Genomic DNA, 23,908 nt, shown 5'->3' with positions numbered 1-23,908 from the left:
CGCGTCGGGCGTTCCCCGGGCCCGCCCCCAGTGCGCCCGCCTCCGCGTCGGGCGTTTCCTGGGCCCGCCCCCGGTGCGCCCGCCTCCACGCCGGGCGTCAATCCGGACGAAGTGCCCGATCTCACATCAGACGGGACTTCAGGTCCTCGGCGTCGGGACGAAAGACCCTGGATGATGGAGGGCATGCTCCGCCTCCCCACCGTCCCCGCGCTCCGCCGCCGCGTGGACCGGTGGGCCGCCTCGCCCCGCGCGCTCGACGTCGTCGCGGCGCTCAGCGCCTTCGGCCTGATGGTCCTGGACGTGCCGGGGCTCGCCCGCGCCGACAACTCCCTCACCGGGGTCACCGCGACCCTGGTCCTCGCCGCCGGAGCGGCCACGCTCGTGCTGCGCCGCCGGCTGCCCTGGCTGCCGTACGCGGTGGCGCTCGCCCTGATGGGCTGGCTGCACGAGCTGACCATGATCCAGTTCGCGCTCTACTCGATCGGCCGCTTCCGGGGGCGCCGCTCCGCCACCGCCGCGACCCTGCTGTACGTCGCCGTCGCGTACGGCCTCTTCCTCACGCCGGGCTGGCCCGCCAAGCACGGCGAGACGCTCAGCGACTTCCTCAGCCTGGTCGTCCCGATCGGCGTCCTCGCGGCGGGCGTCGGCATCGCCGCGTACCGGCAGGACCTCGTCCGCGCCCTGGAGGCGCAGCGCCGCGAGGCCGCCGCCCGCCAGGCCGTGCAGGAGGAGCGCATCTCCGTCGGCCGGGACGTCCACGACCTGGTCGGCCGCGAGCTCACCGTCCTCGCGGTGCGCGCCGAGGTCCTCGCCGTCCGGGCCGGGGGCGAGGCCCACCGGAAGGACTTCGAGGAGCTCGCGGACACCGCCCGGCGGGCCCACCTCATGCTCAACGAGACGATCGTGCGCCGCGCCGACCGGGACGCCGCCACCCCCGGGCTCGAAGGTCTCGCCGCCCTCGCGCTGGAGGGCGAACGGATGGGCAGCTCCGTCGACCTGGCCGTCGCCGAGGAGGCCAAGGCGCTGTCCCCGCTCCGGCAGGCCGCCGTGCACCGGGTCGTCCGGGAGTGCCTCACGAACGCCGCCAAGCACGCGCCCGGCCTCCCGGTGACCGTCGCGATCACGGTGGAGGGCCCCGACCTGCGGATCGAGGTGGGCAACCCGCTGCCCGGGAGCCCGCCCGACCCGGCACCCGTCTCGTCCGGCACCGGTCTGTTCTCCATGGAGGAGCGGGTCACCAGCATGGGCGGCACGCTGAGGGCCCGCCGGGAGGGCGGCGCCTACCGGGTGACGGCCCTCCTCCCGACGGGCCTGGAGCGCTGAGCGGTCGGGCCCCTGTCCATGATCGCCGCGTTTGTCGGGCCGCCGGTGCGGACGGTGGGCCGGACGTCCCGAAAGGGGTGGGTCCCCTGCCCGGTCGGCACCGCTCCGTAGACTGGGCCCGTGAGCGAGCCGAGCGACCAGAGCGACGACCAGTTCGACGACATCGTCGACACCGAGACCCAGCGTGACCCCGACCTCGCGGTGATCGAGGCAGGCAGCCGTACCCTGCGCACGCAGGGCGGGCCGCCCCCGGGCGACCCCGTGCCCAGCCGCCCCGAGGACCCCGAGCTGGACAAGGCGCTGCGCGAGGTCGAGACCGAGCTGTCCACCCGGTGGGGCGAGACCAAGCTGGAGCCGTCCGTCACCCGGATCGCGGCCCTGATGGACGTGCTCGGCGAGCCGCAGCGCGCGTACCCCTCGATCCACATCACCGGCACCAACGGCAAGACGTCGACCGCACGCATGATCGAGGCCCTGCTCGGCGCCTTCGAGCTGCGCACCGGGCGCTACACCTCGCCGCACGTCCAGACCATCACCGAGCGGATCAGCCTGGACGGCGCCCCGATCTCCGCCGAGCGGTTCATCGAGACGTACCAGGACATCAAGCCGTACGTGGAGATGGTCGACGCCCGGGAGGAGTACCGGCTCTCCTTCTTCGAGGTCCTCACCGGGATGGCGTACGCGGCCTTCGCGGACGCCCCGGTCGACGCGGCCGTCGTCGAGGTCGGCATGGGCGGCACCTGGGACGCGACGAACGTCATCGACGGCTCCGTCGCCGTCGTCACCCCCATCGACCTCGACCACACGGACCGGCTCGGCGGGACGACCGGCGAGATCGCGACCGAGAAGTCCGGGATCATCAAGCAGGGCGCGACCGTCATCCTGGCCCAGCAGCCGGTCGACGCGGCCCAGGTCCTGCTGAAGAAGGCGGTCGAGAAGGACGCGACCGTGGCTCGCGAGGGCATGGAGTTCGGTGTCACCGCCCGCGAGGTCGCCGTCGGCGGCCAGCTCCTCACCCTGCGCGGCCTCGGCGGCGAGTACGAGAACGTCTTCCTGCCGCTGCACGGCGCCTACCAGGCGCACAACGCGGCGGTGGCGCTCGCCGCGGTCGAGGCCTTCTTCGGGATCGGCGCCGAGCACGCCAGGACCCTGGACCTCGACACCGTCCGCCGGGCCTTCGCCCAGGTGGCCTCACCGGGCCGGCTGGAGATCGTCCGCTCGTCGCCGACGGTCATCCTCGACGCCGCGCACAATCCGCACGGCGCGCGGGCGACGGCGGAGGGCGTCAGCGAGGCCTTCGGCTTCTCCCGTCTCATCGGCGTGGTCTCCACGAGCGGGGACAAGGACGCCAAGGGTCTCCTGGAGGCCTTCGAGCCGATCTTCGCGGAGGTCGTGATCACCGCGAACTCCAACCCGCGGGCCACCGACGTGGACGCGCTCGCCGCGCTCGCGGTCGAGGTCTTCGGCGAGGACCGGGTGGTCGTCGAGCCGCGGCTGCCCGACGCCATCGAGGCGGCCATCACCCTCGCGGAGGAAGAGGCCGAGTACGGCGGCGCGGGGGTCCTCGTGACCGGTTCGATCTTCACGGTCGGCGACGCCCGGCTGCTGCTGCGGAGGGGCTGAATCCGATGCGTGTGCTCTGTTCCTCGACCCTCATCGGCGAGTTCTTCGTGATCGGCTTCGCCGGGCTCGTCGCCATGAAGGACGACAGCCTCAGCTCGTCCACCGTGTGGTGGGTGTGCGGCGTGGCCATGGTCGTCTCGGTGCTGCTGTGCGGGATGATCTCCCGGCCCGGCGGGGTGCAGCTGGGCTGGGCCCTTCAGGTCGGGCTGATCCTCAGCGGCTTCTTCGTCCCCACCATGTTCTTCCTCGGCGCGGTCTTCGCGGGCCTGTGGTGGGCCTCCGTGCACTACGGACGGCGCATCGACGAGGTGAAGGCGCGCTGGGCCGCACAGGCCTCGGCAGGGCCTGACGCTGCGTAATCGACGGGGGTGCGGGCCCTGTAGCCTCGGAGGTCCCGCACACCGTTTTTCCGAAGGAGTTCCCCCGTGAGCCAGCGATCGCTCGTCCTGCTCAAGCCCGACGCCGTCCGCCGTGGTCTGATCGGCGAGATCATCGGCCGCATCGAGCGCAAGGCCGGCTGGACCATCGCGGCCCTGGAGCTGCGCGAGCTGGACCAGGACACCCTGGAGCAGCACTACGGCGAGCACAAGGGCAAGCCCTTCTACGAGCCGCTCATGGGCTTCATGCAGTCCGGTCCGGTCGTCGCCCTCGTCGTCGACGGCGAGCGGGTCATCGAGGGCCTGCGGACGCTCGCCGGCCCGACCGACCCGATCGCCGCCGCGCCCGGCTCCATCCGGGGCGACTTCGGCACCATCGTCCGGGAGAACCTGATCCACGCCTCCGACTCGGAGGAGTCCGCGGCCCGTGAGCTGAAGATCTTCTTCCCGGGTCTGGTCTGACGCGACGTCAGCCAAACGCAGCACCCTGATGGGGCGACCGAAGGAATTCGGTCGCCCCCAGGCATATGAACGACAATCCCGGGAACGGATCGCCGCGTCCTGCCGTCACCAGTACTGAGGTGGACCAGCGCGCGCCATTCGCGCGGGCGGCACTACGATGGAAAACTCCACGCCGCACCACTCTCAGCCATGGGAAATCAAGGGGAACTCAATGTCGTTCATCGGCCGTGACATGGCTGTCGACCTCGGGACCGCCAACACGCTGGTGTACGTCAGGGGTCGAGGCATCGTTCTGAACGAGCCGTCAGTCGTCGCCATCAACACCAACACCGGGGGCATCCTCGCGGTCGGCGCCGAGGCGAAGAAGATGATCGGCCGGACCCCCGGCAACATCGTCGCCGTGCGTCCGCTGAAGGACGGCGTGATCGCCGACTTCGAGATCACCGAGCGCATGCTCCGCTACTTCATCCTCAAGATCCACAAGCGCCGCTACCTGGCCCGCCCCCGCGTCGTCGTCTGCGTGCCCTCCGGCATCACCGGAGTGGAGCGCCGCGCCGTGATCGAGGCGTCCACCCAGGCCGGCGCCCGCCAGGTGCACATCATCGAGGAGCCCATGGCGGCGGCCATCGGCTCGGGCCTCCCCGTCCACGAGGCCACCGGCAACATGGTCGTCGACATCGGCGGCGGCACCACCGAGGTCGCGGTCATCTCCCTCGGCGGAATCGTCACGGCACAGTCCATCCGGGTGGCCGGCGACGAGCTCGACAACGCGATCATCCAGCACATCAAGAAGGAGTACTCGCTCCTCCTCGGTGAGCGCACCGCCGAGCAGATCAAGATCACCATCGGCTCCGCGTACGACCTCGACAACGACGAGCACACCGAGATCCGCGGCCGTGACCTCGTCTCGGGCCTGCCCAAGACCGTGGTCATCTCCGCCGCCGAGGTCCGCAAGGCCATCGAGGAGCCCGTCAACGCCATCGTCGACGCGGTGAAGACCACCCTCGACAAGTGCCCGCCGGAGCTCTCCGGTGACGTCATGGACCGCGGCATCGTTCTCACGGGTGGCGGCGCCCTGCTCCGCGGCCTCGACGAGCGCCTCCGCCGCGAGACCGGCATGCCGATCCACATCGCCGAGGACCCGCTGGACTCGGTGGCGCTCGGCTCCGGCAAGTGCGTGGAGGAGTTCGAGGCGCTCCAGCAGGTCCTGGACGCCCAGCCGCGCCGCTAGCGACGAGGGTTCGGCCGAACGGCCGAACCACCGGACCCGGCGACGCTCGTTCAACCGAACAGCCGAACAACCGAACCACGAGGAAAGGCACGGCCGCCGCACGTGAGGGACACACGAGAGAGCCGGCTGCTCCTGGTGCTGCTGATCGCCATCGCGTTCGCACTGATCACGGTGGACATCCGCGGCGGCCAGGAGTCACCCGTCGACGGTGCCCGGCAAGCCGCAGCCGCGGTCTTCGGGCCGGTCGAGAACGGTGTCGCGGCCGCCGTCGACCCCGTCGGCAACGCCATAGGCGCGGTACGGGACTCCGGCGAGCGGCACACCCGCATCGCCGCCCTGGAGAAGGAGAACGCCGAGCTCAAGGCGAAGCTCGGCAGCGACGACCGCAACCGCAACCGGCTGCGCGAGCTCGACACCATGCTCAAGACCGCCGGCGCCGGACAGTACGGCATCAAGGGCGCCCAGGTCATCGCCATAGGAGCGGCCCAGGGCTTCTCCTGGACCGTCACCATCGACGTCGGCGTCCGCGACGGCATCAAGCGGGACATGACCGTGCTCAACGGCTCCGGTCTCGTCGGCCGCGTCACCACCGTCGGCCCCTCCACCTCCACGGTCCTCCTCGCCAACGACCCCGACTTCACCGTCGGCACCCGGATGGAGAAGAGCGACGAGCTGGGCTTCGCCACGGGCCAGGGTGACAGCCCGCTCCTCGTCCAGCTCCTCAACGGCAAGGCCAAGGTCAAGCCCGGCGACCGGCTCGTCACCTTCGGCTCGCGCGCCGACAAGCCCTTCGTGCCCGGCGTCCCCGTCGGCGAGGTCGTCCGCGTCGACCCCTCGGGCGGCGGCCTGACCCGCAACATCTACGTCCGCCCGTACGTCGGCTTCACCAAGCTCGACATCGTCGGCGTCGTCGTCCAGGCCCCCCGCTCCGACCCCCGCGACGCGGTCCTCCCGCAGAAGCCCAAGCCGGCGCCGACCGTCACCGTCACGGTCACACCGCCGCCACCGGACGGACAGCAGGCGAACGCGACGAACCAGGGCCAGAATCAGGACCGGACGACACAGGGCCAGGACCAGCAGCAGGACCAGCAGGGGGGCGTGACACCGTGAAGTTCAACCGCATTCTCCTCTCCGCCACACTGATCGTGGTGGCCCTGGTCGTCCAGGTCTCCGTCCTCGCCCGCCTCCAGCTCCCCGGCGCCGTCCCCGACCTGGTCCTCCTCACCGTGGTGGGCCTCGCCCTCGTCCACGGACCCGTCAGCGGCGCCCTCGTCGGCTTCAGCGCCGGCCTCCTCGCCGACCTCGCCCCGCCCGCCGACCACGCCGCCGGCCGCTACGCCCTCGTGCTCTGCGTCATCGGCTACCTCGTCGGGCTCGCGCGGCCCGAGAACGGCCGGCTGACCTCGGCGACCGGGCCCATGGCCGTCGTCGTCGCCGCGGCCGTCGGCTCCACGCTCCTCTACGCGGGAGTCGGCGCCCTGGTCGGCGACACCGCCGCCCGCCATGTCGGCCTCGGCTTCCTGCTGTTCACCGCGGCCCTGTACGACCTGCTCCTCGCGCCGTTCACGGTGCCGCTCATCATGGCGCTGGCCCGCCGCGCCGAGAACGACCCGGTCGCCGACGCCGGCGGCGGCAACGGCGTCGACGTGGCCTCCGGCTGGCTGTCCTCCGGCACCGGACTCAGGATCGGTGCCCAGCGCGGCGGCCTGCGCGTGAAGGCCGCGCGGAGCCGCGCCTCACGGGCCGGACGCATCAAGGGAGTCAAGCGACTGTGACCGAGGGGGCACCGGCAGCATGAGCAACATTCCCGAGACAGGGCGGACCCCGCGGGTCCAGATCCGGCTCGTCGTCATCCAGATCCTCGTCTTCTCCCTGCTCCTCACCCTGGGGGGACGGCTCTGGTACCTCCAGATCCGCAACGGCAAGGAGTACACGGACGAGGCGAAGAACAACCACGTCCAGCAGGTCGTGCAGCCCGCCGTCCGCGGCTCGCTGCTCGACGCCCGCGGCGTCCCGCTCGCCGACAACGAGACCCGGCTCGTGGTCTCCGCGTCCCGCACCGAGCTGATGAAGATGAAGGACCGGGGCCGGGCCGTCCTGACCCGGCTCGCCGACGTCCTGGACATGAAGCCCGACGACGTCATCAACAAGATCCGGCTCTGCGACTCCAAGACGCCCAAGCCCTGCTGGAACGGTTCGCCCTACCAGCCGATCCCCGTCACCGACGAGGCCACCACCCAGCAGGCCCTCCAGATCCGCGAGCGCGCCGAGGACTTCCCGGGCGTCACCGCCGAGCCCACGGCCGTCCGCCGCTACCCGGCCCCCGGCAAGTCCCGCACCTCGCAGGTCCTCGGCTACCTCTCGCCGGTCACCGACGCCGAGATCGAGAAGGCCAAGGACACCGACTCGCCGTTCCTCCGCTCCGACCAGGTCGGCCGCTCCGGCCTCGAGCGCACGTACGACAAGGAACTGCGCGGCAAGGCCGGTGTGACCCGCTACGAGGTCGACAACCTCGGCCGCGTCATCGGCCAGGCCAAGAGCGACCCGGCCGTGCCCGGCGCCAACGTCGTCACCTCCATCGACGCCCGCGTGCAGGCGGTCGCCGAGTGGGAGCTGCACAACGCGATGGTCGAGGCCCGCAAGACCTTCGACAAGAACACCAGCGAGAACTACAAGGCCGACGCCGGCGCCGTCGTCGTCATGGAGAACAAGACCGGCCGCATCGTCGCCATGGCCTCGCAGCCCGACTACGACCCCAACGCCTGGGTCGGCGGCATCTCCGCCAAGGACTACGCCGCCCTGACCGGCAAGGACTCCAACTTCCCGCTCCTCAACCGGGCCATCCAGGGCCAGGCGGCCCCCGGCTCGATCTTCAAGGTCATCCCGACCACCGCCGCCGTCAACGCCGGATACGACTTCAACGGCCGCTACCCGTGCCCCGCGTCGTACTCCATCGGCGGCCAGGTCTTCAAGAACTTCGAGTCCCAGGGCCACGGCTCCATCACCCTCGGCCAGGCCCTGGAAGTCTCCTGCGACACCGTCTACTACGGCCTGTCCCACCAGCAGTGGCTGAAGGACGGGGGCATGAAGCCGAAGAAGGACGCCAAGGACTGGTTCTACAAGACGGCCCACCAGTTCGGCCTCGGCGCCGAGACCGGCATCGACCTCCCCAACGAGGTCACCGGCCGCGTCCCGGACCGCAAGTGGAAGCAGGACTTCTGGGCGGCCAACAAGGACTACTGGTGCAAGATCGGCAAGCGCGGCGGCACCTACGTCCAGCAGCTCTCCTACGAGAACTGCCTCGAAGGCAACCTGATGCGCGCCGGTGACTCCGTCAACTACTCCATCGGGCAGGGCGACACCCTCGTCACCCCGATCCAGATGGCCACCATCTACGCCGCCATCGCCAACGGCGGCACCCTGTGGAACCCCACCGTCGGCAAGGCGATCATCAGCCCCGACGGCAAGAAGGTCACCGAGATCAAGCCCGAGTCCCACGGCAAGCTCCCGATGACGACCCAGACCCGTTCGTTGATAGAGGAGGCCCTCGCGGGAGTCGCGACCCGCGGCACCGCCGCCTGGCGATTCGGCGGCTGGCCGCAGGACAAGATCCCGATGCACGCCAAGACGGGTACCGCCGAGGTCTACGGCAAGCAGACGACCTCCTGGTTCGCCACGTACACCAAGGACTACGCGATCGTCATGACGATCTCCCAGGGTGGTACCGGCTCCGGCGCCTCCGGCCCCGCCGTGCGCAACATCTACGACGCGCTCTACGGACTCGACGACGCCGGCAAGCAGGACCTCAAGCGGGCCCTGCTGCCGCAGCCGCAGAAGGCCCTCCCGAAGATCCAGGCCGACGGCTCCATCGACGCGCCGAAGATCAAGCCGTACGACCCGGAGGTCGGCAAGATCGACCCGAACGCGCCCGTCGAAGCGGCCGACCCGGCCCAGCCGGACCCGGACCCCGCGAAGAAGCCGGACGACGACCCGACCCTCGCGGGCCCGCCCGCCCACCGCGATTAAGGGGAGGGGACCCATGACCGCACCCCACGGCTTCTCCGTCTCCCGGTACGCACCCGAGCGCGGCACCCTCGCCAAGCTGGCCGCCCGCGACTCGGTGCTCCGCCGGCTCGACTGGCCCATCCTGCTCTCGGCGCTCGCGCTCTCCGGGATCGGCTCCCTGCTCGTCTGGTCCGCCACCCGCGGCCGCACCGAGCTCAACCAGGGCGACCCGTACTACTTCCTCTTCCGGCACGTCCTCAACACCGGCATCGGCCTCGCCCTGATGGTCGGCACGATCTGGCTCGGCCACCGCACCCTGCGCGGCGCGGTGCCGATCCTCTACGGCCTGTCGATCGTGCTGATCCTCGCCGTCCTCACCCCGCTCGGCGCCACCATCAACGGCGCCCACGCGTGGATCGTCGTCGGCGGCGGCTTCTCCCTCCAGCCCAGCGAGTTCGTCAAGATCACGATCATCCTGATCATGGCGATGCTGCTCGCCGCCAAGGTCGACGCCGGCGACCAGCTCCACCCCGACCACCGCACCGTCGCCAAGGCCCTCACCCTGGCCGCCCTCCCCATGGGCATCGTCATGCTGATGCCCGACCTCGGCTCCGTCATGGTCATGGCCGTGATCGTGCTCGGCGTGCTCCTCGCCTCCGGCGCCTCCAACCGCTGGGTCCTCGGCCTCATCGGCGCGGGCGTCCTCGGCGCGGTCCTCGTCACCGCGCTCGGCATGCTCGACGAGTACCAGATCAACCGCTTCGCCGCCTTCGCCAACCCCGACCTCGACCCCGCCGGCGTCGGCTACAACACCAACCAGGCCCGCATCGCGATCGGCTCCGGCGGCCTCCTCGGCGCCGGTCTCTTCAAGGGCTCCCAGACGACCGGCCAGTTCGTCCCCGAACAGCAGACCGACTTCGTCTTCACGGTCGCCGGCGAGGAGCTCGGCTTCGTCGGCGCCGGACTCATCCTCGTCCTGCTCGGCGTCATCCTCTGGCGCGCCTGCCGCATCGCCCGCGAGACCACCGAGCTCTACGGCACCATCGTCGCCGCCGGCATCATCGCCTGGTTCGCCTTCCAGGCCTTCGAGAACATCGGCATGACGCTCGGCATCATGCCCGTCGCCGGACTGCCGCTCCCCTTCGTCTCCTACGGAGGCTCCTCGATGTTCGCCGTGTGGGTGGCCATCGGACTCCTCCAGTCGATCCGCGTACAACGCCCGATGACCGCCTGACGACGGCTAGATTCGACACATGGCCGAGACGAAGCGCGAGATCGAGCGGAAGTACGAAGCCACCGAGGACACCCCGGTGCCCGACCTCACCCGGGTCTCCGGGGTCTCGGAGGTCGTGGACCGGGGCGTCATGGAACTCGACGCCGTCTACTACGACACCCCCGACCTCCGGCTCGCCGCCGGCGGCGTCACCCTCCGCCGCCGCACCGGTGGGAGCGACGCCGGCTGGCACGTGAAGTTCCCCGTCGCCGCCGGAGTCCGCGACGAGGTCAGGGCCCCGATCGCCGACACCCTGCCCGGCGAGCTCGCGGAACTGCTGCGCTCCCGGGTCCGGCACGCCGAGGTCGTCCCCGTCGTCCGGCTCCGCTCCGCCCGCGACGTCCGCCACCTGCTCGCCGCCGACGGCACCCTCCTCGCCGAACTCTCCGTCGACACCGTCCACGCCGAACGCCTGCCCGCCGGCGCGGCGGCCGCCTGGACCGAGATCGAGGTCGAACTCGACGACGGCGTCGACCCCGCCCTCCTCGACGCCGTCGGAAAACGCCTCGGCAAGGCCGGCATCCGCCCCTCCGCGGCGCCGTCCAAGCTCGCCCGCGCCCTCGCGGAGACCGGAGCCGAGCCGCCCGCCACCCCCGCCCCGGTCGAGCCCGGCACCGCCGGCGCCGCCGTCCTCGCCTACGTACGCGAACAGGCCGAGGCGATCGTCGCGCTCGACCCCGCCGTCCGGCGCGACCTGCCGGACGCCGTCCACCAGCTCCGGGTCGCGTGCCGCAGGGCGCGCGGCGCCTTCAAGAGCTACCGCAGGGTCCTCGACCGGGACGTCACCGACCCCCTCGGCGACGAGCTGAAGTGGCTCGCCGCCGAACTCGGCGTCGCCCGCGACCAGGAGGTGCTCGACGCCCGGCTGACCGCCCGCGTCGAGGAGCTCCCGCCCGACCTCACCCTCGGCCCCGTCAAGGCCCGGCTGCGCCGGCGCGACGCCGCCCTCGCCGCGAACGCCCGGCACCAGGCCCTCGCCGCCCTCGACTCCGACCGGTACCTCACCCTCCTCGACGCCCTCGCCGCGCTCCTCGCCGACCCGCCGCTGCGCAAGGCCGCCCGCCGCGACGCCGACGCGGTCCTCGCCCGCGCCGTGCGCGACGACCACGACCGCCTCGGCGGCCGGATCCACCGCGCCCTCGCCCTTCCGCCCGGCCACGAGCGCGACCTCGCCCTGCACGCCGCCCGCAAGGCCGCCAAGCGCACCCGCTACGCCGCCGACGCGGCCCGCCCGGTCCTCGGCAAGCCCGCCGGGAAGCTCGCGAAACGAGTGAAGGCCGTCCAGTCGCTCCTCGGCGAGCACCAGGACTCCGTCGTGGCCCGCGCCGCCCTCCGCGACTTCGGGATCATGGCCCACGGAGTCGGCGAATCGGCCTTCACCTGGGGACTTCTGTACGGCCGCGAGGAGGCGGTGGCCGCCGCGGCCGAGCGCGAGCTGCCCCGGGTCTGGACCCGGGCCTCGGCCCCGGGTCTCCGTGCGGCTCTGAGCCGCTGAGCACCGGGGTACGCTTGAGAGTCGCCCCCCTGCCAGCTCACGAAGGTTCGAGATGTCTGCTGCCGAGTCTGTCTTCCCGCAGCTCGAAGCTCTGCTCCCGCACGTGCAGAAGCCGATTCAGTACGTCGGTGGAGAGCTGAACTCCACGGTCAAGCCGTGGGAGTCCGCCGACGTCCGCTGGGCGCTGATGTACCCGGACGCGTACGAGGTCGGTCTGCCCAACCAGGGCGTCATGATCCTCTACGAGGTGCTGAACGAGCGCGAGGGCGTCCTCGCCGAGCGCACCTACAGCGTGTGGCCGGACCTCGAAGAGCTGATGCGCGAGCACAAGGTGCCCCAGTTCACGGTCGACAGCCACCGCCCCGTCGGCGCGTTCGACGTCTTCGGCCTGAGCTTCTCCACCGAGCTCGGCTACACCAACATGCTCACGGCACTCGACCTGGCGGGCATCCCGCTGGAGGCGAAGGACCGGACGGTCGACCACCCGATCGTGCTCGCCGGCGGCCACGCCGCCTTCAACCCCGAGCCGATCGCGGACTTCATCGACGCGGCGATCATCGGCGACGGCGAGCAGGCCGTCCTCGACATGACCGAGATCATCCGCGCCTGGAAGGCCGAGGGCCGCCCGGGCGGGCGCGAGGAGGTCCTCTTCCGGCTCGCGCGGACCGGCGCGGTGTACATCCCGGCGTTCTACGACGTCGAGTACCTGCCGGACGGCCGCATCGGCCGTGTCGTCCCGAACAAGTCGGGCGTCCCGTGGCGCGTGTCCAAGCACACCGTCATGGACCTCGACGAGTGGCCCTACCCCAAGCAGCCCCTCGTCCCGCTCGCGGAGACCGTCCACGAGCGCATGTCCGTCGAGATCTTCCGCGGCTGCACCCGCGGCTGCCGCTTCTGCCAGGCCGGCATGATCACGCGCCCCGTGCGGGAGCGAAGCATCACCGGCATCGGCGAGATGGTCGAGAAGGGCCTCAAGGCGACGGGCTTCGAGGAGGTCGGCCTCCTCTCCCTGTCCTCCGCCGACCACACCGAGATCGGTGAGATCGCGAAGGGCCTCGCGGACCGCTACACCGACGACAAGGTCGGCCTGTCCCTCCCCTCGACCCGCGTCGACGCGTTCAACGTCGACCTGGCGAACGAGCTCACGAGGAACGGCCGCCGCTCCGGCCTCACCTTCGCCCCCGAGGGCGGCTCCGAGCGCATGCGCAAGGTCATCAACAAGATGGTCTCGGAGGAGGACCTCATCCGTACGGTCTCGACGGCCTACGGCAACGGCTGGCGCCAGGTGAAGCTGTACTTCATGTGCGGCCTGCCGACGGAGACCGACGAGGACGTCCTCCAGATCGCCGACATGGCGATGAACGTGATCGCCGAGGGCCGCAAGGTCTCCGGCCAGAACGACATCCGTTGCACCGTCTCCATCGGCGGCTTCGTCCCCAAGCCGCACACCCCCTTCCAGTGGGCCCCGCAGCTGTCGGCCGAGGAGACGGACGAGCGCCTGCGCAAGCTGCGGGACAAGATCCGCGGCGACAAGAAGTACGGCCGCTCGATCGGCTTCCGCTACCACGACGGCAAGCCCGGCATCGTCGAGGGCCTCCTCTCCCGCGGCGACCGCCGCCTCGGCGCGGTCATCCGCGCGGTGTACGAGGACGGCGGCCGCTTCGACGGCTGGCGCGAGCACTTCTCGTACGACCGCTGGATGGCCTGCGCCGACAAGACCCTCCCCGGGACCGGCGTCGACGTCGCCTGGTACACCACCCGCGAGCGCACCTACGAGGAGGTCCTGCCCTGGGACCACCTGGACTCGGGCCTCGACAAGGACTGGCTCTGGGAGGACTGGCAGGACGCCCTCGACGAGACCGAGGTCGAGGACTGCCGCTGGACCCCGTGCTTCGACTGCGGCGTCTGCCCGCAGATGGACACGCACATCCAGATCGGCCCCACCGGCAAGAAGCTGCTGCCGCTGACGGTCGTCAACCAGTAACACTTGAGTGACGGCCCGGCGAAGGGGAAACCCCTCGCCGGGCCGTCGCGTCATTTCCGGCATGAACACGGAGAACACCAGGCCACAGCCACAGCACGAGCCCGTGGGCTGTCTCACCGGAGTGGCGCGCGCGATCGCCCTCGTGGTGGTCCTGCCCCTCCGGCTGCTGTGGGACGCCCTGGTCTTCTGCCTGGAGCGGCTCTGGCGCTGGGTCCTCGCCCCCGTCGGCCGCGCCCTCGGATGGCTCATCCACCACCTGCTCCTCATCCCGCTGCGGTTCCTGTGGGAGTGGGTCGTCGTGCCCCTCGGCCGGGCCCTGTGGTGGGTGGTCGACCTGCTCGTCGTCACCCCGCTGAGGTGGCTCGGGCCCCGGGTGCTGCTCCCCGTCCTCAAGGCGCTGTGGTGGGTGGTCGACCTGCTGGTCGTCACACCGCTGCGGTGGCTGTGGCAGTACGTGCTGGCACCCGTCGGCCGGGCGGTCGGCGCCGTGCTCGCCCGGGCCTGGCGCGTGGCGGGACGGATCTCGGCGGCCCTCGGCCGCCTGATCGGCCTGGTGCTGTGGCACGCGGTCGGCCGGCCCCTCGTCTGGGCGTACCGGGTGATCCTCACCCCGATCGGCCACGTGCTGCGCACCTGGGTGTGGCGCCCGGCCGCCGCCGCGGCCCGGGCCGTGCGCGCCGCCGCCCGCGAGGTGCGCACCGCCCTCTTCGGCGCACCGCGCTGACCCGGCCCGGGGAACCGGAGGTGGCCCGGGCGCGTACTCTGGGTAGTACAACGAACGTACCCGGCGCGGCGCCCGCCCCCGAGATCTCCCCGCGGAAGCGGGGGTGAACCGGGCGGGACCCCCGGGGCGACCCGTACATCTCGTGGACGGCGCGCACCCGCGTCGCCCCGCACCGAGGAGAAGAACCACTGGGCAAGCGACAGCCCGAAGGCCCGCCGCCCGCACCGGCGGTGCAGCGCATCCGACTGCGCTACACCAAGCGCGGCCGCCTCCGGTTCACCAGCCACCGTGACTTCCAGCGCGCCTTCGAGCGTGCGCTGCGCCGTGCCGAGGTGCCCATGGCGTACTCGGCGGGCTTCACCCCGCACCCCAAGGTGTCGTACGCCAACGCCGCCCCGACGGGCACCGGCTCCGAGGCCGAGTACCTGGAGATCGCGCTCACCGAGGCCCGCGACCCCGAGACCCTGCGGGTCCTGCTCGACGAGTCCCTCCCGGACGGCCTCGACATCACCGACGCCGTCGAGGCCCGGACCTCGGGTCTCGCCGACCGGCTCACCGCCTCCGTGTGGGAGCTGCGCCTGGAGGGCGTCGGCGCCGAGGACGCCGAGAAGGCGGTCGACGCGTTTCTCGCCGCCGAGACGGTGGAAGTACAGCGCAAGACCAAGAACGGCGTCCGCACCTTCGACGCCCGCTCCGCCGTCAGCGAGCTGACGGCGGTCCGTCCCCAGGGTGATCCCCAGGGTGATAGGCCGCTGGACAGCGCTTGTGCGATACTGCGGCTGGTTGTTCGGCACGTGACACCTGCCGTGCGACCCGACGACGTCCTGTCCGGTCTCCGAGCTGTGGCCGACCTGGCGCCGCCGGTCCCCGCAGCGGTGACCAGGCTGGCGCAGGGGCTCTTCGACGAGGAGTCCGGCACGGTGACCGACCCGCTCGCGCCCGACCGCGAGGCAGTCACGGCCGCTTCACCCACGGCCGCCGCGACCGCCCCGGCGACGGCGCCGGGTACCGGTACCGCGTAGGGAGCGGTCGTCGTAGCGCCGCCCTGGTACTCGGGAGCCACCTGGGTCGGGCAGCGCACTGACCAGGAGACTTTCGCCAGGCCGTCCGCACAGGGCGTACGGAACCGGCGAGCCAGACACAGAGCTCCCGTGCGGCGCCCGCGCCCCGGACGGCGGCACCGCGCCACAGGCGCGACCGTGCCGCCGGACCGGAACCAGACGCGGCGCCCGGGAGCGTGACGGGAGAACCCCGCATGCTCGAGTCCAACGAAGACACCAATGCCCCCGGTGACAAGCTGCCGCCGCGCCGCAGGCGCCGCGCCGCTTCCCGCCCCGCCGGTCCGCCGGTGACGGGCACCACCGCCGAGACCACCGCCGTGGAGGCCCCGGCCGCCGAGGCCCCCGCCGCGGAGGCCGCTCCGGCCGAGACCGAGGCCGCCCCGGCGCCCCGGGCCCGCCGCCGCGCCACCCGCAAGGCCACGGCGCCCGCCGTGGAGACCGCGGCCGAGCCGGTCGTGGAGCCGGTCGCCGAGGCCGCCGCGCCGGTCGCGGAGGCCGCACCGGCCGAGACCGAGACCGAGGCCGCCCCGGCCCGCCCGCGCCGCCGCGCCACCCGCAAGGCCACCTCGCCGGTGACCTCCCCGGCCGCCGCCGAGGAGACCGCCGCACCCGAGTCGGCCGTCGCCGCCGAGCCGGTCGCCCCCGAGGCCCCCGCCGCGGAGGCCGCACCGGCCGAGACCGAGGCCGCCCCGCCGGCCCGGACCCGCCGTCGCGCCACCCGCAAGGCCACCGCTCCGGCCGGAGCGCCCGCCGAGGCCGCCGCCGAGACCGAGGCCCCGGCCGCCGCGCTGGTCGCCGCCGCCGAGCCGGCCGTCGCCGAGGCCGTCGAGGAGGCCGCCCCGCCGGCCCGTACCCGTCGCCGCGCCACCCGCAAGGCCACCTCGCCCGAGGTGACCGCCGAGGCCGCCCCCACCGGTGAGACGCTGCCGCGCGCCGCCGTGGAGCAGATCGCCGCCGACGAGGCCGAGGTCGCCGCCGCCGAGACCGCCGCCACCCGTGGCCGAGGCCGTCGCCGCGTCACCTCGCCGCAGTTCACCTCCGAGCCGGCCCCGGCCCGCGAGCCGCGCCGCTCCGCGCGTCCCTCCGTCGCCGTCTTCCAGGCGCCGGTCTTCGCCGAGCCGATGTTCCAGACGCCCGAGACCGCCGCCGCGGCCGCCGCCGCCGGGGTCGAGGAGCCGGAGGACGAAGACACCGCCGCGACCGTCGAGACCGTCGAGGCCGAGGTCGTGGAGGCCGCCGAGCCCGAGGCCGCCGAGCGCGCCGAGGGCGGCTCCCGCCGTCGTCGCCGCCGTCGTGGCGAGCCCGTCGCCGTCGAGCCCGTCCCGGCCACCGTCGCCGACGAGCCCGAGGTCGAGGCCTCCGCCGACGAGGCCGAGGAGAACGAGGAGGCCGAGGAGACGGACGAGTACGAGGACCGTCCCTCGCGCCGTCGCCGTCGCGGCGGCCGCCGCCGCCGTCGCGGTGAGCTCGCCGAGGCCGAGGAGTCCGAGGAGGGCGAGGAGCCGCACGCCGAGGACGAGTCCGAGGATTCCGAGGACTCCGAGGAGGAGCAGGACGACGCCGAGGCCTACGCCGGCGGCTCCAGCAGCTCCCGCCGTCGTCGCCGTCGCCGCCGTCGCAGCGGGGACGCATCCGCCGACACCGAGGCCGGCGACGAGGACGGCGTCCGTACGGTCGTCAAGGTCCGCGAGCCCCGCCCGGCCCGCGAGAAGGCCGAGCCGTCGGACGAGGTCCAGTCCATCAAGGGCTCGACCCGCCTGGAGGCCAAGAAGCAGCGCCGCCGCGAGGGCCGCGAGCAGGGCCGCCGCCGCGTCCCGATCATCACCGAGGCCGAGTTCCTGGCCCGCCGCGAGGCCGTCGAGCGCGTCATGGTCGTCCGCCAGAACGGCGAGCGCACCCAGATCGGCGTCCTCGAGGACAACGTGCTCGTCGAGCACTACGTCAACAAGGAGCAGGCCACCTCGTACGTCGGCAACGTCTACCTGGGCAAGGTCCAGAACGTGCTGCCGTCCATGGAGGCCGCCTTCGTCGACATCGGCAAGGGCCGCAACGCGGTCCTGTACGCCGGTGAGGTCAACTTCGAGGCGCTCGGCATGGGCCACGGCCCCCGCCGCATCGAGTCCGCCCTCAAGTCCGGCCAGTCGGTCCTCGTGCAGGTCACCAAGGACCCGATCGGCCACAAGGGCGCCCGCCTGACCAGCCAGGTCTCCCTGCCGGGCCGCTACCTCGTGTACGTCCCCGAGGGCTCGATGACCGGCATCAGCCGCAAGCTCCCGGACACCGAGCGCGCCCGCCTGAAGACCATCCTCAAGAAGATCGTCCCCGAGGACGCGGGCGTCATCGTGCGCACCGCCGCCGAGGGCGCGAGCGAGGACGAGCTGCGCCGCGACGTCGAGCGGCTCCAGGCGCAGTGGGAGGACATCCAGAAGAAGGCGAAGAGCGGCAACGCCCCGACCCTGCTGTACGGCGAGCCGGACATGACCGTCCGGGTCGTCCGCGACATCTTCAACGAGGACTTCTCCAAGGTCATCGTCAGCGGCGACGACGCGTGGGAGACCATCCACGGCTACGTCCACCACGTCGCCCCGGACCTGACCGACCGCCTGTCCAAGTGGACGAGCGAGGTCGACGTCTTCGCGACGTACCGGATCGACGAGCAGCTGATGAAGGCGCTCGACCGCAAGGTCTGGCTGCCCTCCGGCGGCTCGCTGGTGATCGACAAGACCGAGGCGATGATCGTCGTCGACGTCAACACCGGCAAGTTCACCGGCCAGGGCGGCAACCTCGAGGAGACCGTGACGAGGAACAACCTCGAAGCGGCCGAGGAGATCGTGCGCCAGCTCCGGCTGCGCGACCTGGGCGGCATCGTCGTCATCGACTTCATCGACATGGTCCTGGAGTCCAACCGCGACCTGGTGCTGCGCCGCCTCCTGGAGTGCCTGGGCCGGGACCGGACCAAGCACCAGGTGGCCGAGGTCACCTCGCTCGGCCTGGTGCAGATGACCCGCAAGCGGGTCGGCCAGGGTCTGCTGGAGTCCTTCTCCGAGACCTGTGTCCACTGCAACGGCCGCGGTGTCATCGTGCACATGGAGCAGCCGACCACCGCCGGTGGCGGGGGCGGCGGCAAGCGCTCGAAGAAGCGCGGCCGCGGCGGCGCCGAGCACGTCCACGAGCACGAGCACGCCGAGACCGCGGAGACGGCCGAGAGCGAGACCGAGACCGAGGCCGAGGTGGCCGCGGAGCTGGCCGCCCCGGTGGCCGTGCCGGTGCCGATCGCCCCGGACGAGGAGCTGTACGGCTCCGTCGCCGAGGCCGAGGCCGCCGCCACGCGCGGTCGTGGCCGCCGTCGCGCCACCCGCCGGGTGTCCGCCCCGGTGGTCTCGACGCCGGTCGCCCCGGTCGTGGAGACCGAGACCGTCGCCCCCGAGCCGGCGCCCGTCGCCGAGCCGGTGGCCGAGGCCCGTCCCGTCGCGGAGCCCGAGCCGGTGGCCGCGCCCGAGCCGGTGGTCGAGGAGACCGCCGCTCCGGCCCCGCGCGGACGTCGTCGTGCCACCCGCCGGGTGACCTCCCCGGTCGTCTCCACCACGGAGGCGCCCGCCGAGGTCGTCGCCGAGCCGGTCGTCGAGACCGCCCCGGAGCCGGAGCCGGTCGTCGAGGCGCAGCCCGTCGCGGAGCCCGAGCCCGTCGTCGAGGAGGCCCCCGTGGCCGCCCCGCCGCGCGCCCGCCGCCGGGTGGTCCGCAAGGCCACCGCTCCCGCCGGTTCGCCCTCGGGCGCCGAGGAGGCGGCCGTCGTCGTGGTGACCTCGGCCCCCGCCGCGGCCACCGAGGCGCCGGCCGAGGCCGCCGAGGCCGCCGAGGCCGAGCCCGCCCCCGTCAAGAAGACGGCGGCGCGCAAGACCGCGGCGAAGAAGACCACGGCCAAGAAGGCCGCCACCAAGAAGACGGCGGCGACCAAGAAGACGGCGGCGAAGAAGACCACCGCCAAGAAGGCCCCGGCCAAGAAGGCGGCGGAGAAGACCGCCGCCCCGGCCCAGGACTGACCCCCTCGGGTGCGGGCCGTCCCTCCCCGGGACGGCCCGCACCCGCCCGGGCGAATTTGACCCCCTGTGGCAGCCGCCCGTAACCTAGACCGTCGGCGTGTCTGATCGACATGCCGCGCCTCTGAGCACCTCCCTCCCGCTCGTCGGGAGAGGCCGCTCGTCCGATTCCGGAACGCCGCGGGCCCTCGGGTCCGTGTGAGCGGCTGGCTTCAGAGGTTTCGATCCCGAGTGAGAGAGAGATCCGCGTGTACGCCATCGTGCGCAGCGGTGGTCGCCAGCACAAGGTTGCTGTCGGCGACATCGTTGAGGTTGACAAGATTTCCACTGCCAAGGTTGGCGACACGGTCGAGCTCTCGACCCTGCTCGTTGTCGACGGCGACGCCGTGACCAGCGACCCGTGGGTCCTGGACGGCATCAAGGTCACGGCCGAGGTCGTGGACCACCACAAGGGCGCCAAGATCGACATCCTGCGCTACAAGAACAAGACCGGCTACCGCCGTCGCCAGGGTCACCGCCAGCAGTACACGGCGATCAAGGTCACCGGTATCCCCGCGGCTGCGAAGTAAGAGGGACTGAGACATGGCACACAAGAAGGGCGCATCGTCCACCCGGAACGGGCGCGACTCGAATGCCCAGCGGCTCGGCGTGAAGCGCTTCGGCGGTCAGGCCGTCAACGCGGGTGAGATCCTGGTCCGCCAGCGCGGCACCCACTTCCACCCCGGCGCGGGTGTCGGTCGCGGTGGCGACGACACGCTGTTCGCCCTGCAGGCCGGCGCGGTGCAGTTCGGCACCCACCGTGGCCGCAAGGTCGTGAACATCGTTCCGGTCGCCTGATCGGAACTCTTTGCGGAGGCGGACCTCACTTCCCGTACGGGAAGCGGGTCCGCCTTTCGCGTGTTACTAGATAGACATTCCGCACGTAATTCTCTGGAGGCACACCCATGACCACCTTCGTGGACCGCGTCGAGCTGCACGTCGCCGCGGGTAACGGAGGCCACGGCTGCGCCTCCGTCCACCGGGAGAAGTTCAAGCCGCTCGGCGGACCCGACGGCGGAAACGGCGGCCGGGGCGGTGATGTGACCCTGGTCGTCGACCAGTCCGTCACCACGCTCCTCGAGTACCACCACTCCCCGCACCGCAAGGCGACCAACGGTCAGCCCGGCGCCGGCGACAACCGCTCCGGCAAGGACGGCCAGGACCTCGTCCTGACCGTGCCCGACGGCACCGTCGTCCTGGACAAGAAGGGCAACGTGCTCGCCGACCTCGTCGGCCAGGGCACCACCTTCGTCGCCGGGCAGGGCGGCCGCGGCGGCCTCGGCAACGCCGCGCTGGCCTCGGCCCGCCGCAAGGCCCCCGGGTTCGCGCTCCTCGGCGAGCCCGGTGAGTCGCGGGACATCGTCCTGGAGCTCAAGACCGTCGCCGACGTGGCGCTCGTGGGCTACCCGAGCGCCGGCAAGTCCTCGCTCATCTCCGTCCTGTCGGCCGCCAAGCCGAAGATCGCGGACTACCCGTTCACCACGCTCGTCCCGAACCTGGGTGTGGTCACGGCCGGTTCGACCGTCTACACGATCGCGGACGTCCCGGGTCTGATCCCGGGCGCCAGCCAGGGCCGCGGCCTCGGTCTGGAGTTCCTGCGTCACGTCGAGCGCTGCTCGGTGCTCGTGCACGTCCTCGACACGGCGACGCTGGAGTCCGAGCGCGACCCGGTCACCGACCTGGACGTCATCGAGGAGGAGCTCAAGCAGTACGGCGGCCTGGAGGACCGGCCCCGCATCGTCGTCCTCAACAAGATCGACATCCCGGACGGCCAGGACCTCGCGGACATGATCCGCCCGGACCTGGAGGAGCGCGGCTACCAGGTGTTCGAGGTCTCCGCCGTGGCCCGCACGGGTCTCAAGGAGCTCTCCTTCGCGCTCGCCGGCATCGTCGCCGAGGCGCGCGCGGCCAAGCCGCAGGAGGAGGCGACCCGGATCGTCATCCGCCCCAAGGCCGTCGACGACGCGGGCTTCACCGTCACGTACGACGAGCAGGACGAGGTCTACCGGGTGCGCGGCGAGAAGCCGGAGCGCTGGGTCCGCCAGACCGACTTCAACAACGACGAGGCCGTGGGCTACCTGGCCGACCGCCTCAACCGCCTCGGCGTCGAGGACCAGCTCATGAAGGCCGGTGCCCGCGCGGGCGACGGCGTCGCGATCGGCGCCGAGGACAACGCGGTCGTCTTCGACTGGGAGCCGACCATGATGGCGGGCGCCGAGATGCTCGGCCGCCGCGGTGAGGACCACCGCCTGGAAGCCCCGCGTCCCGCCGCCCAGCGCCGCCGCGACCGCGACGCGGCGCGCGACGACGCGCAGCGCGAGTACGACGAGTTCGACCCGTTCTAACGGGCGGGAACCGGACCGGACGGGGGCACGCACGCCCCCGCCGACCGGCTCTCCCCCCGGCGCCGACGGCGCCGACCGGCCGGGCACCCACGGGGTGCCCGGCCGGTCCGCTCCCGGCGTCCGGGCGCCCCTCGTCCATCCGGGGGACACGTAGGATTCACGGGTGAGTGAGACCCCCCGGCCGCAGGCCACCGCGCGTGTCAGTGTCGTCGTCATCGCGTACAACGACGCGGCCCACGTCGGCGACGCCGTCCGCTCCGCGCTCGCGCAGGGCGAGGCGGTCGGCGAGGTCGTGGTCGTCGACGACGCCTCCGGCGACACCACCCCCGAGGTCCTCGCCTCGTTCGCCGACGAACCGCGGGTGCGCCCGGTGATCCGCCGGGAGAACAGCGGAGGCTGCGGCACCCCCCGCAACGACGGCATCGACGCCGCCGTCCATCCGTACGTGCTGTTCCTCGACAGCGACGACCTGCTGCTGCCGGGGGCCGTCGACGGACTGCTCGCCGTCGCCACCGCGCGGGACGCCGACGTCGTCGCCGGCATCTGCGTGCGGCGTGAACTCCCCGAGGGCCGCGAGACGGTCTGGGCGCCCTCGCTGTACGACGTGTCCCAGGGCGCCACCCTCCCCGGCACCGTCCTCGACGGCGTCGAGGGCCACCCGGAGTTCGTCCTCGACACCCTCTCCGTCAACAAGCTCTACCGGCGGGACTTCCTCGACCGGCACGCCATCCGCTTCCCCGACGGCGCCTTCCACTACGAGGACTTCGTCTTCAGCGCCCGGGTGCAGGCCGCCACCCCCCGGCTCGCCGTCACCGACGTCCCCGTGTACGTGTGGCACGTCCGGCGGCAGGCCGCGACCCTGTCGATCTCGCTGCGCCGCGCCTCGCCGGCCAACTGGGAGCACCGGATCGCCGCGCACGCCGCGGTCGTCGAGGTGTTCCGCGCGGCGGGCCGGTCCGCGCTCGCCCGCGCCGCCCAGACGAAGTTCCTCGACTACGACCTCCCCATGTACCTGCGCGAACTGCCGCAGCGGACCGCCGACTACCGGGCCGGCTGGTGGACGGCCACCCGCGCCCACCTGACGGGCTTCGAGGCCGCCGCGGTCGCCGCGGCCCGGGTCCCGTCCCGCTGGCTGCACGCCGGACTCGTCGCGCTCCCCGCCGTCCCCGGCGGGCCTGAGCTCACCCGGTTCGTCGAGCTGGCCGCGCCCCGCCCCCGGCTCGTGCCGCCCTACCCGCGCGCCGAGGACGGCGCCCCGGTGCTGTCCGCCGCGCCCGCCGACGTACCCCTGGAAGGTCTCGCCGAGCTCGCGCCCGGGGAACTGCCCGTGGCCGTGGACGGCGCCGTGACCGTCGGCGCGTCCACCCGGCTGACCCTGACCGTCCACGACCTCTACGGCCGAGTGGCCGCACTGCGCCCCGGCGCCGTCCGCGTCGTCCTCACGGAGCGGGTCTCGGCGGACGAGGTGTCGGCGGACGCGCCGCTGGTCCCCGCCGGGGAGGGCTGGACGGCCACCGTGTCGGTGCCGACCTCGCAGCTGGTCCGCGCGGGCCGGCTCGCCGCCTGGTCGCTCGGTGCCGAGCTGCGGTACGCCGACGGTTCGACCGGAAGCGCCGAGGTCAGGGCCCCGCGGGGATTCGTGGGACGGCGCGGGATGGTCCTCGGCCGACTGGGCCGGGTGCTGCTCGTGCAGGTCGTGGCCTCGGCGCGGCGCGGGCTGATCCTGCGCCTCGCGGGAGGCGGCCTGGGCGCGCGTCAGGTGGTCTCCGGACGCTTCAAGAGGCTGTTTGCCATGCGGTGAACATCACCGAATGCCGGGGAGAGCAGGTATGGAACAATTCCTCCTGCCGGGTAGTCTTTCCGGTCGCCGGGTGGCGCTCGTCGGAACGAGGGGGGCGGCACCTTTCACCACCGAAGGCAGCGACGCCG

Annotated in this window: 18 protein-coding genes; all 18 read left to right on the top strand. The window is 72.5% G+C overall.

Translation table 11 applies throughout. The annotated features are described in order from the left end of the window. The first annotated feature begins 183 nt into the window (after window positions 1-183). The gene (locus ACFYXU_RS10875) at window positions 184-1,323 is read left to right on the top strand and encodes a sensor histidine kinase (RefSeq protein ID WP_376508082.1); all 1,140 of its coding nucleotides are present in this window, start codon (window positions 184-186) and stop codon (window positions 1,321-1,323) included. A gap of 120 nt (window positions 1,324-1,443) precedes the next feature. Next, window positions 1,444-2,946, top strand: coding sequence for a bifunctional folylpolyglutamate synthase/dihydrofolate synthase (locus ACFYXU_RS10870; protein WP_389457356.1), 1,503 nt, complete (start codon window positions 1,444-1,446; stop codon window positions 2,944-2,946). 5 nt (window positions 2,947-2,951) lie between these two features. Continuing rightward, the gene (locus ACFYXU_RS10865) at window positions 2,952-3,305 is read left to right on the top strand and encodes a DUF4233 domain-containing protein (protein WP_329855156.1); all 354 of its coding nucleotides are present in this window, start codon (window positions 2,952-2,954) and stop codon (window positions 3,303-3,305) included. Between the two features lie 66 nt (window positions 3,306-3,371). Then, the gene (ndk, locus tag ACFYXU_RS10860) at window positions 3,372-3,785 is read left to right on the top strand and encodes a nucleoside-diphosphate kinase (protein ID WP_352017594.1); all 414 of its coding nucleotides are present in this window, start codon (window positions 3,372-3,374) and stop codon (window positions 3,783-3,785) included. A 211-nt stretch (window positions 3,786-3,996) separates the two neighbouring features. Beyond that, the gene (locus tag ACFYXU_RS10855; protein ID WP_056640532.1) at window positions 3,997-5,016 is read left to right on the top strand and encodes a rod shape-determining protein; all 1,020 of its coding nucleotides are present in this window, start codon (window positions 3,997-3,999) and stop codon (window positions 5,014-5,016) included. A gap of 102 nt (window positions 5,017-5,118) precedes the next feature. Further along, a complete protein-coding gene (gene mreC / locus ACFYXU_RS10850; protein ID WP_361393581.1) occupies window positions 5,119-6,126 on the top strand; it encodes a rod shape-determining protein MreC in 1,008 nt (335 codons plus the stop codon). Continuing rightward, window positions 6,123-6,791, top strand: a complete 669-nt coding sequence (mreD, locus tag ACFYXU_RS10845) for a rod shape-determining protein MreD (RefSeq protein WP_389457354.1) — start codon at window positions 6,123-6,125, stop codon at window positions 6,789-6,791. The genes mreC and mreD overlap by 4 nt, the downstream gene beginning before the upstream one ends. A gap of 19 nt (window positions 6,792-6,810) precedes the next feature. Next, the gene (gene mrdA / locus ACFYXU_RS10840) at window positions 6,811-9,042 is read left to right on the top strand and encodes a penicillin-binding protein 2 (protein WP_376508080.1); all 2,232 of its coding nucleotides are present in this window, start codon (window positions 6,811-6,813) and stop codon (window positions 9,040-9,042) included. A 13-nt stretch (window positions 9,043-9,055) separates the two neighbouring features. Then, complete coding sequence (rodA, locus tag ACFYXU_RS10835; RefSeq protein WP_361393584.1) at window positions 9,056-10,255, top strand: rod shape-determining protein RodA; 1,200 nt, start codon at window positions 9,056-9,058, stop codon at window positions 10,253-10,255. Between the two features lie 19 nt (window positions 10,256-10,274). Next, complete coding sequence (locus ACFYXU_RS10830; protein ID WP_389457351.1) at window positions 10,275-11,789, top strand: CHAD domain-containing protein; 1,515 nt, start codon at window positions 10,275-10,277, stop codon at window positions 11,787-11,789. Between the two features lie 52 nt (window positions 11,790-11,841). Then, the gene (locus ACFYXU_RS10825) at window positions 11,842-13,773 is read left to right on the top strand and encodes a TIGR03960 family B12-binding radical SAM protein (protein WP_329855163.1); all 1,932 of its coding nucleotides are present in this window, start codon (window positions 11,842-11,844) and stop codon (window positions 13,771-13,773) included. A gap of 61 nt (window positions 13,774-13,834) precedes the next feature. Further along, window positions 13,835-14,497: a hypothetical protein gene (locus ACFYXU_RS10820; protein ID WP_389457349.1), complete on the top strand. Its 663-nt coding sequence runs from the start codon at window positions 13,835-13,837 to the stop codon at window positions 14,495-14,497. Window positions 14,498-14,727: 230 nt separating this feature from the next. After that, entirely contained in the window at window positions 14,728-15,519 is a 792-nt protein-coding gene (locus tag ACFYXU_RS10815; protein ID WP_361393587.1) for a TIGR03936 family radical SAM-associated protein, read from the top strand. Window positions 15,520-15,752: 233 nt separating this feature from the next. Beyond that, a complete protein-coding gene (locus ACFYXU_RS10810; RefSeq protein ID WP_389457347.1) occupies window positions 15,753-19,598 on the top strand; it encodes an Rne/Rng family ribonuclease in 3,846 nt (1,281 codons plus the stop codon). A 245-nt stretch (window positions 19,599-19,843) separates the two neighbouring features. After that, window positions 19,844-20,164, top strand: a complete 321-nt coding sequence (rplU, locus tag ACFYXU_RS10805) for a 50S ribosomal protein L21 (RefSeq protein WP_018487143.1) — start codon at window positions 19,844-19,846, stop codon at window positions 20,162-20,164. Window positions 20,165-20,177: 13 nt separating this feature from the next. Continuing rightward, window positions 20,178-20,432 (top strand): 50S ribosomal protein L27, encoded by a 255-nt coding sequence (rpmA, locus tag ACFYXU_RS10800; RefSeq protein ID WP_003976205.1) that lies wholly within the window; start codon window positions 20,178-20,180, stop codon window positions 20,430-20,432. Window positions 20,433-20,539: 107 nt separating this feature from the next. Beyond that, complete coding sequence (gene obgE / locus ACFYXU_RS10795) at window positions 20,540-21,979, top strand: GTPase ObgE (protein ID WP_329855167.1); 1,440 nt, start codon at window positions 20,540-20,542, stop codon at window positions 21,977-21,979. A gap of 163 nt (window positions 21,980-22,142) precedes the next feature. Next, a complete protein-coding gene (locus ACFYXU_RS10790) occupies window positions 22,143-23,780 on the top strand; it encodes a glycosyltransferase (RefSeq protein WP_376510526.1) in 1,638 nt (545 codons plus the stop codon). Window positions 23,781-23,908: the final 128 nt, after the last annotated feature.

The organism is Streptomyces sp. NPDC002232 (assembly GCF_042890295.1).
In the GTDB taxonomy this organism is placed as follows: Bacteria; Actinomycetota; Actinomycetes; order Streptomycetales; family Streptomycetaceae; genus Streptomyces.
Note: the sequence above shows the minus strand (reverse complement) of the source record. Positions and strands in the feature narration are given on the sequence as shown.

Bases quoted from the DNA above. Each gene is read 5' to 3' on its own strand.
- ACFYXU_RS10820 (WP_389457349.1), top strand. From the start codon at position 13,835: ATGAACACGGAGAACACCAGGCCACAGCCACAGCACGAGCCCGTGGGC.
- ACFYXU_RS10830 (WP_389457351.1), top strand. From the start codon at position 10,275: ATGGCCGAGACGAAGCGCGAGATCGAGCGGAAGTACGAAGCCACCGAG.
- ACFYXU_RS10810 (WP_389457347.1), top strand. From the start codon at position 15,753: ATGCTCGAGTCCAACGAAGACACCAATGCCCCCGGTGACAAGCTGCCG.
- ACFYXU_RS10875 (WP_376508082.1), top strand. From the start codon at position 184: ATGCTCCGCCTCCCCACCGTCCCCGCGCTCCGCCGCCGCGTGGACCGG.
- ACFYXU_RS10855 (WP_056640532.1), top strand. From the start codon at position 3,997: ATGTCGTTCATCGGCCGTGACATGGCTGTCGACCTCGGGACCGCCAAC.
- rodA (WP_361393584.1), top strand. From the start codon at position 9,056: ATGACCGCACCCCACGGCTTCTCCGTCTCCCGGTACGCACCCGAGCGC.
- obgE (WP_329855167.1), top strand. From the start codon at position 20,540: ATGACCACCTTCGTGGACCGCGTCGAGCTGCACGTCGCCGCGGGTAAC.
- rpmA (WP_003976205.1), top strand. From the start codon at position 20,178: ATGGCACACAAGAAGGGCGCATCGTCCACCCGGAACGGGCGCGACTCG.
- mrdA (WP_376508080.1), top strand. From the start codon at position 6,811: ATGAGCAACATTCCCGAGACAGGGCGGACCCCGCGGGTCCAGATCCGG.
- ACFYXU_RS10825 (WP_329855163.1), top strand. From the start codon at position 11,842: ATGTCTGCTGCCGAGTCTGTCTTCCCGCAGCTCGAAGCTCTGCTCCCG.
- ACFYXU_RS10865 (WP_329855156.1), top strand. From the start codon at position 2,952: ATGCGTGTGCTCTGTTCCTCGACCCTCATCGGCGAGTTCTTCGTGATC.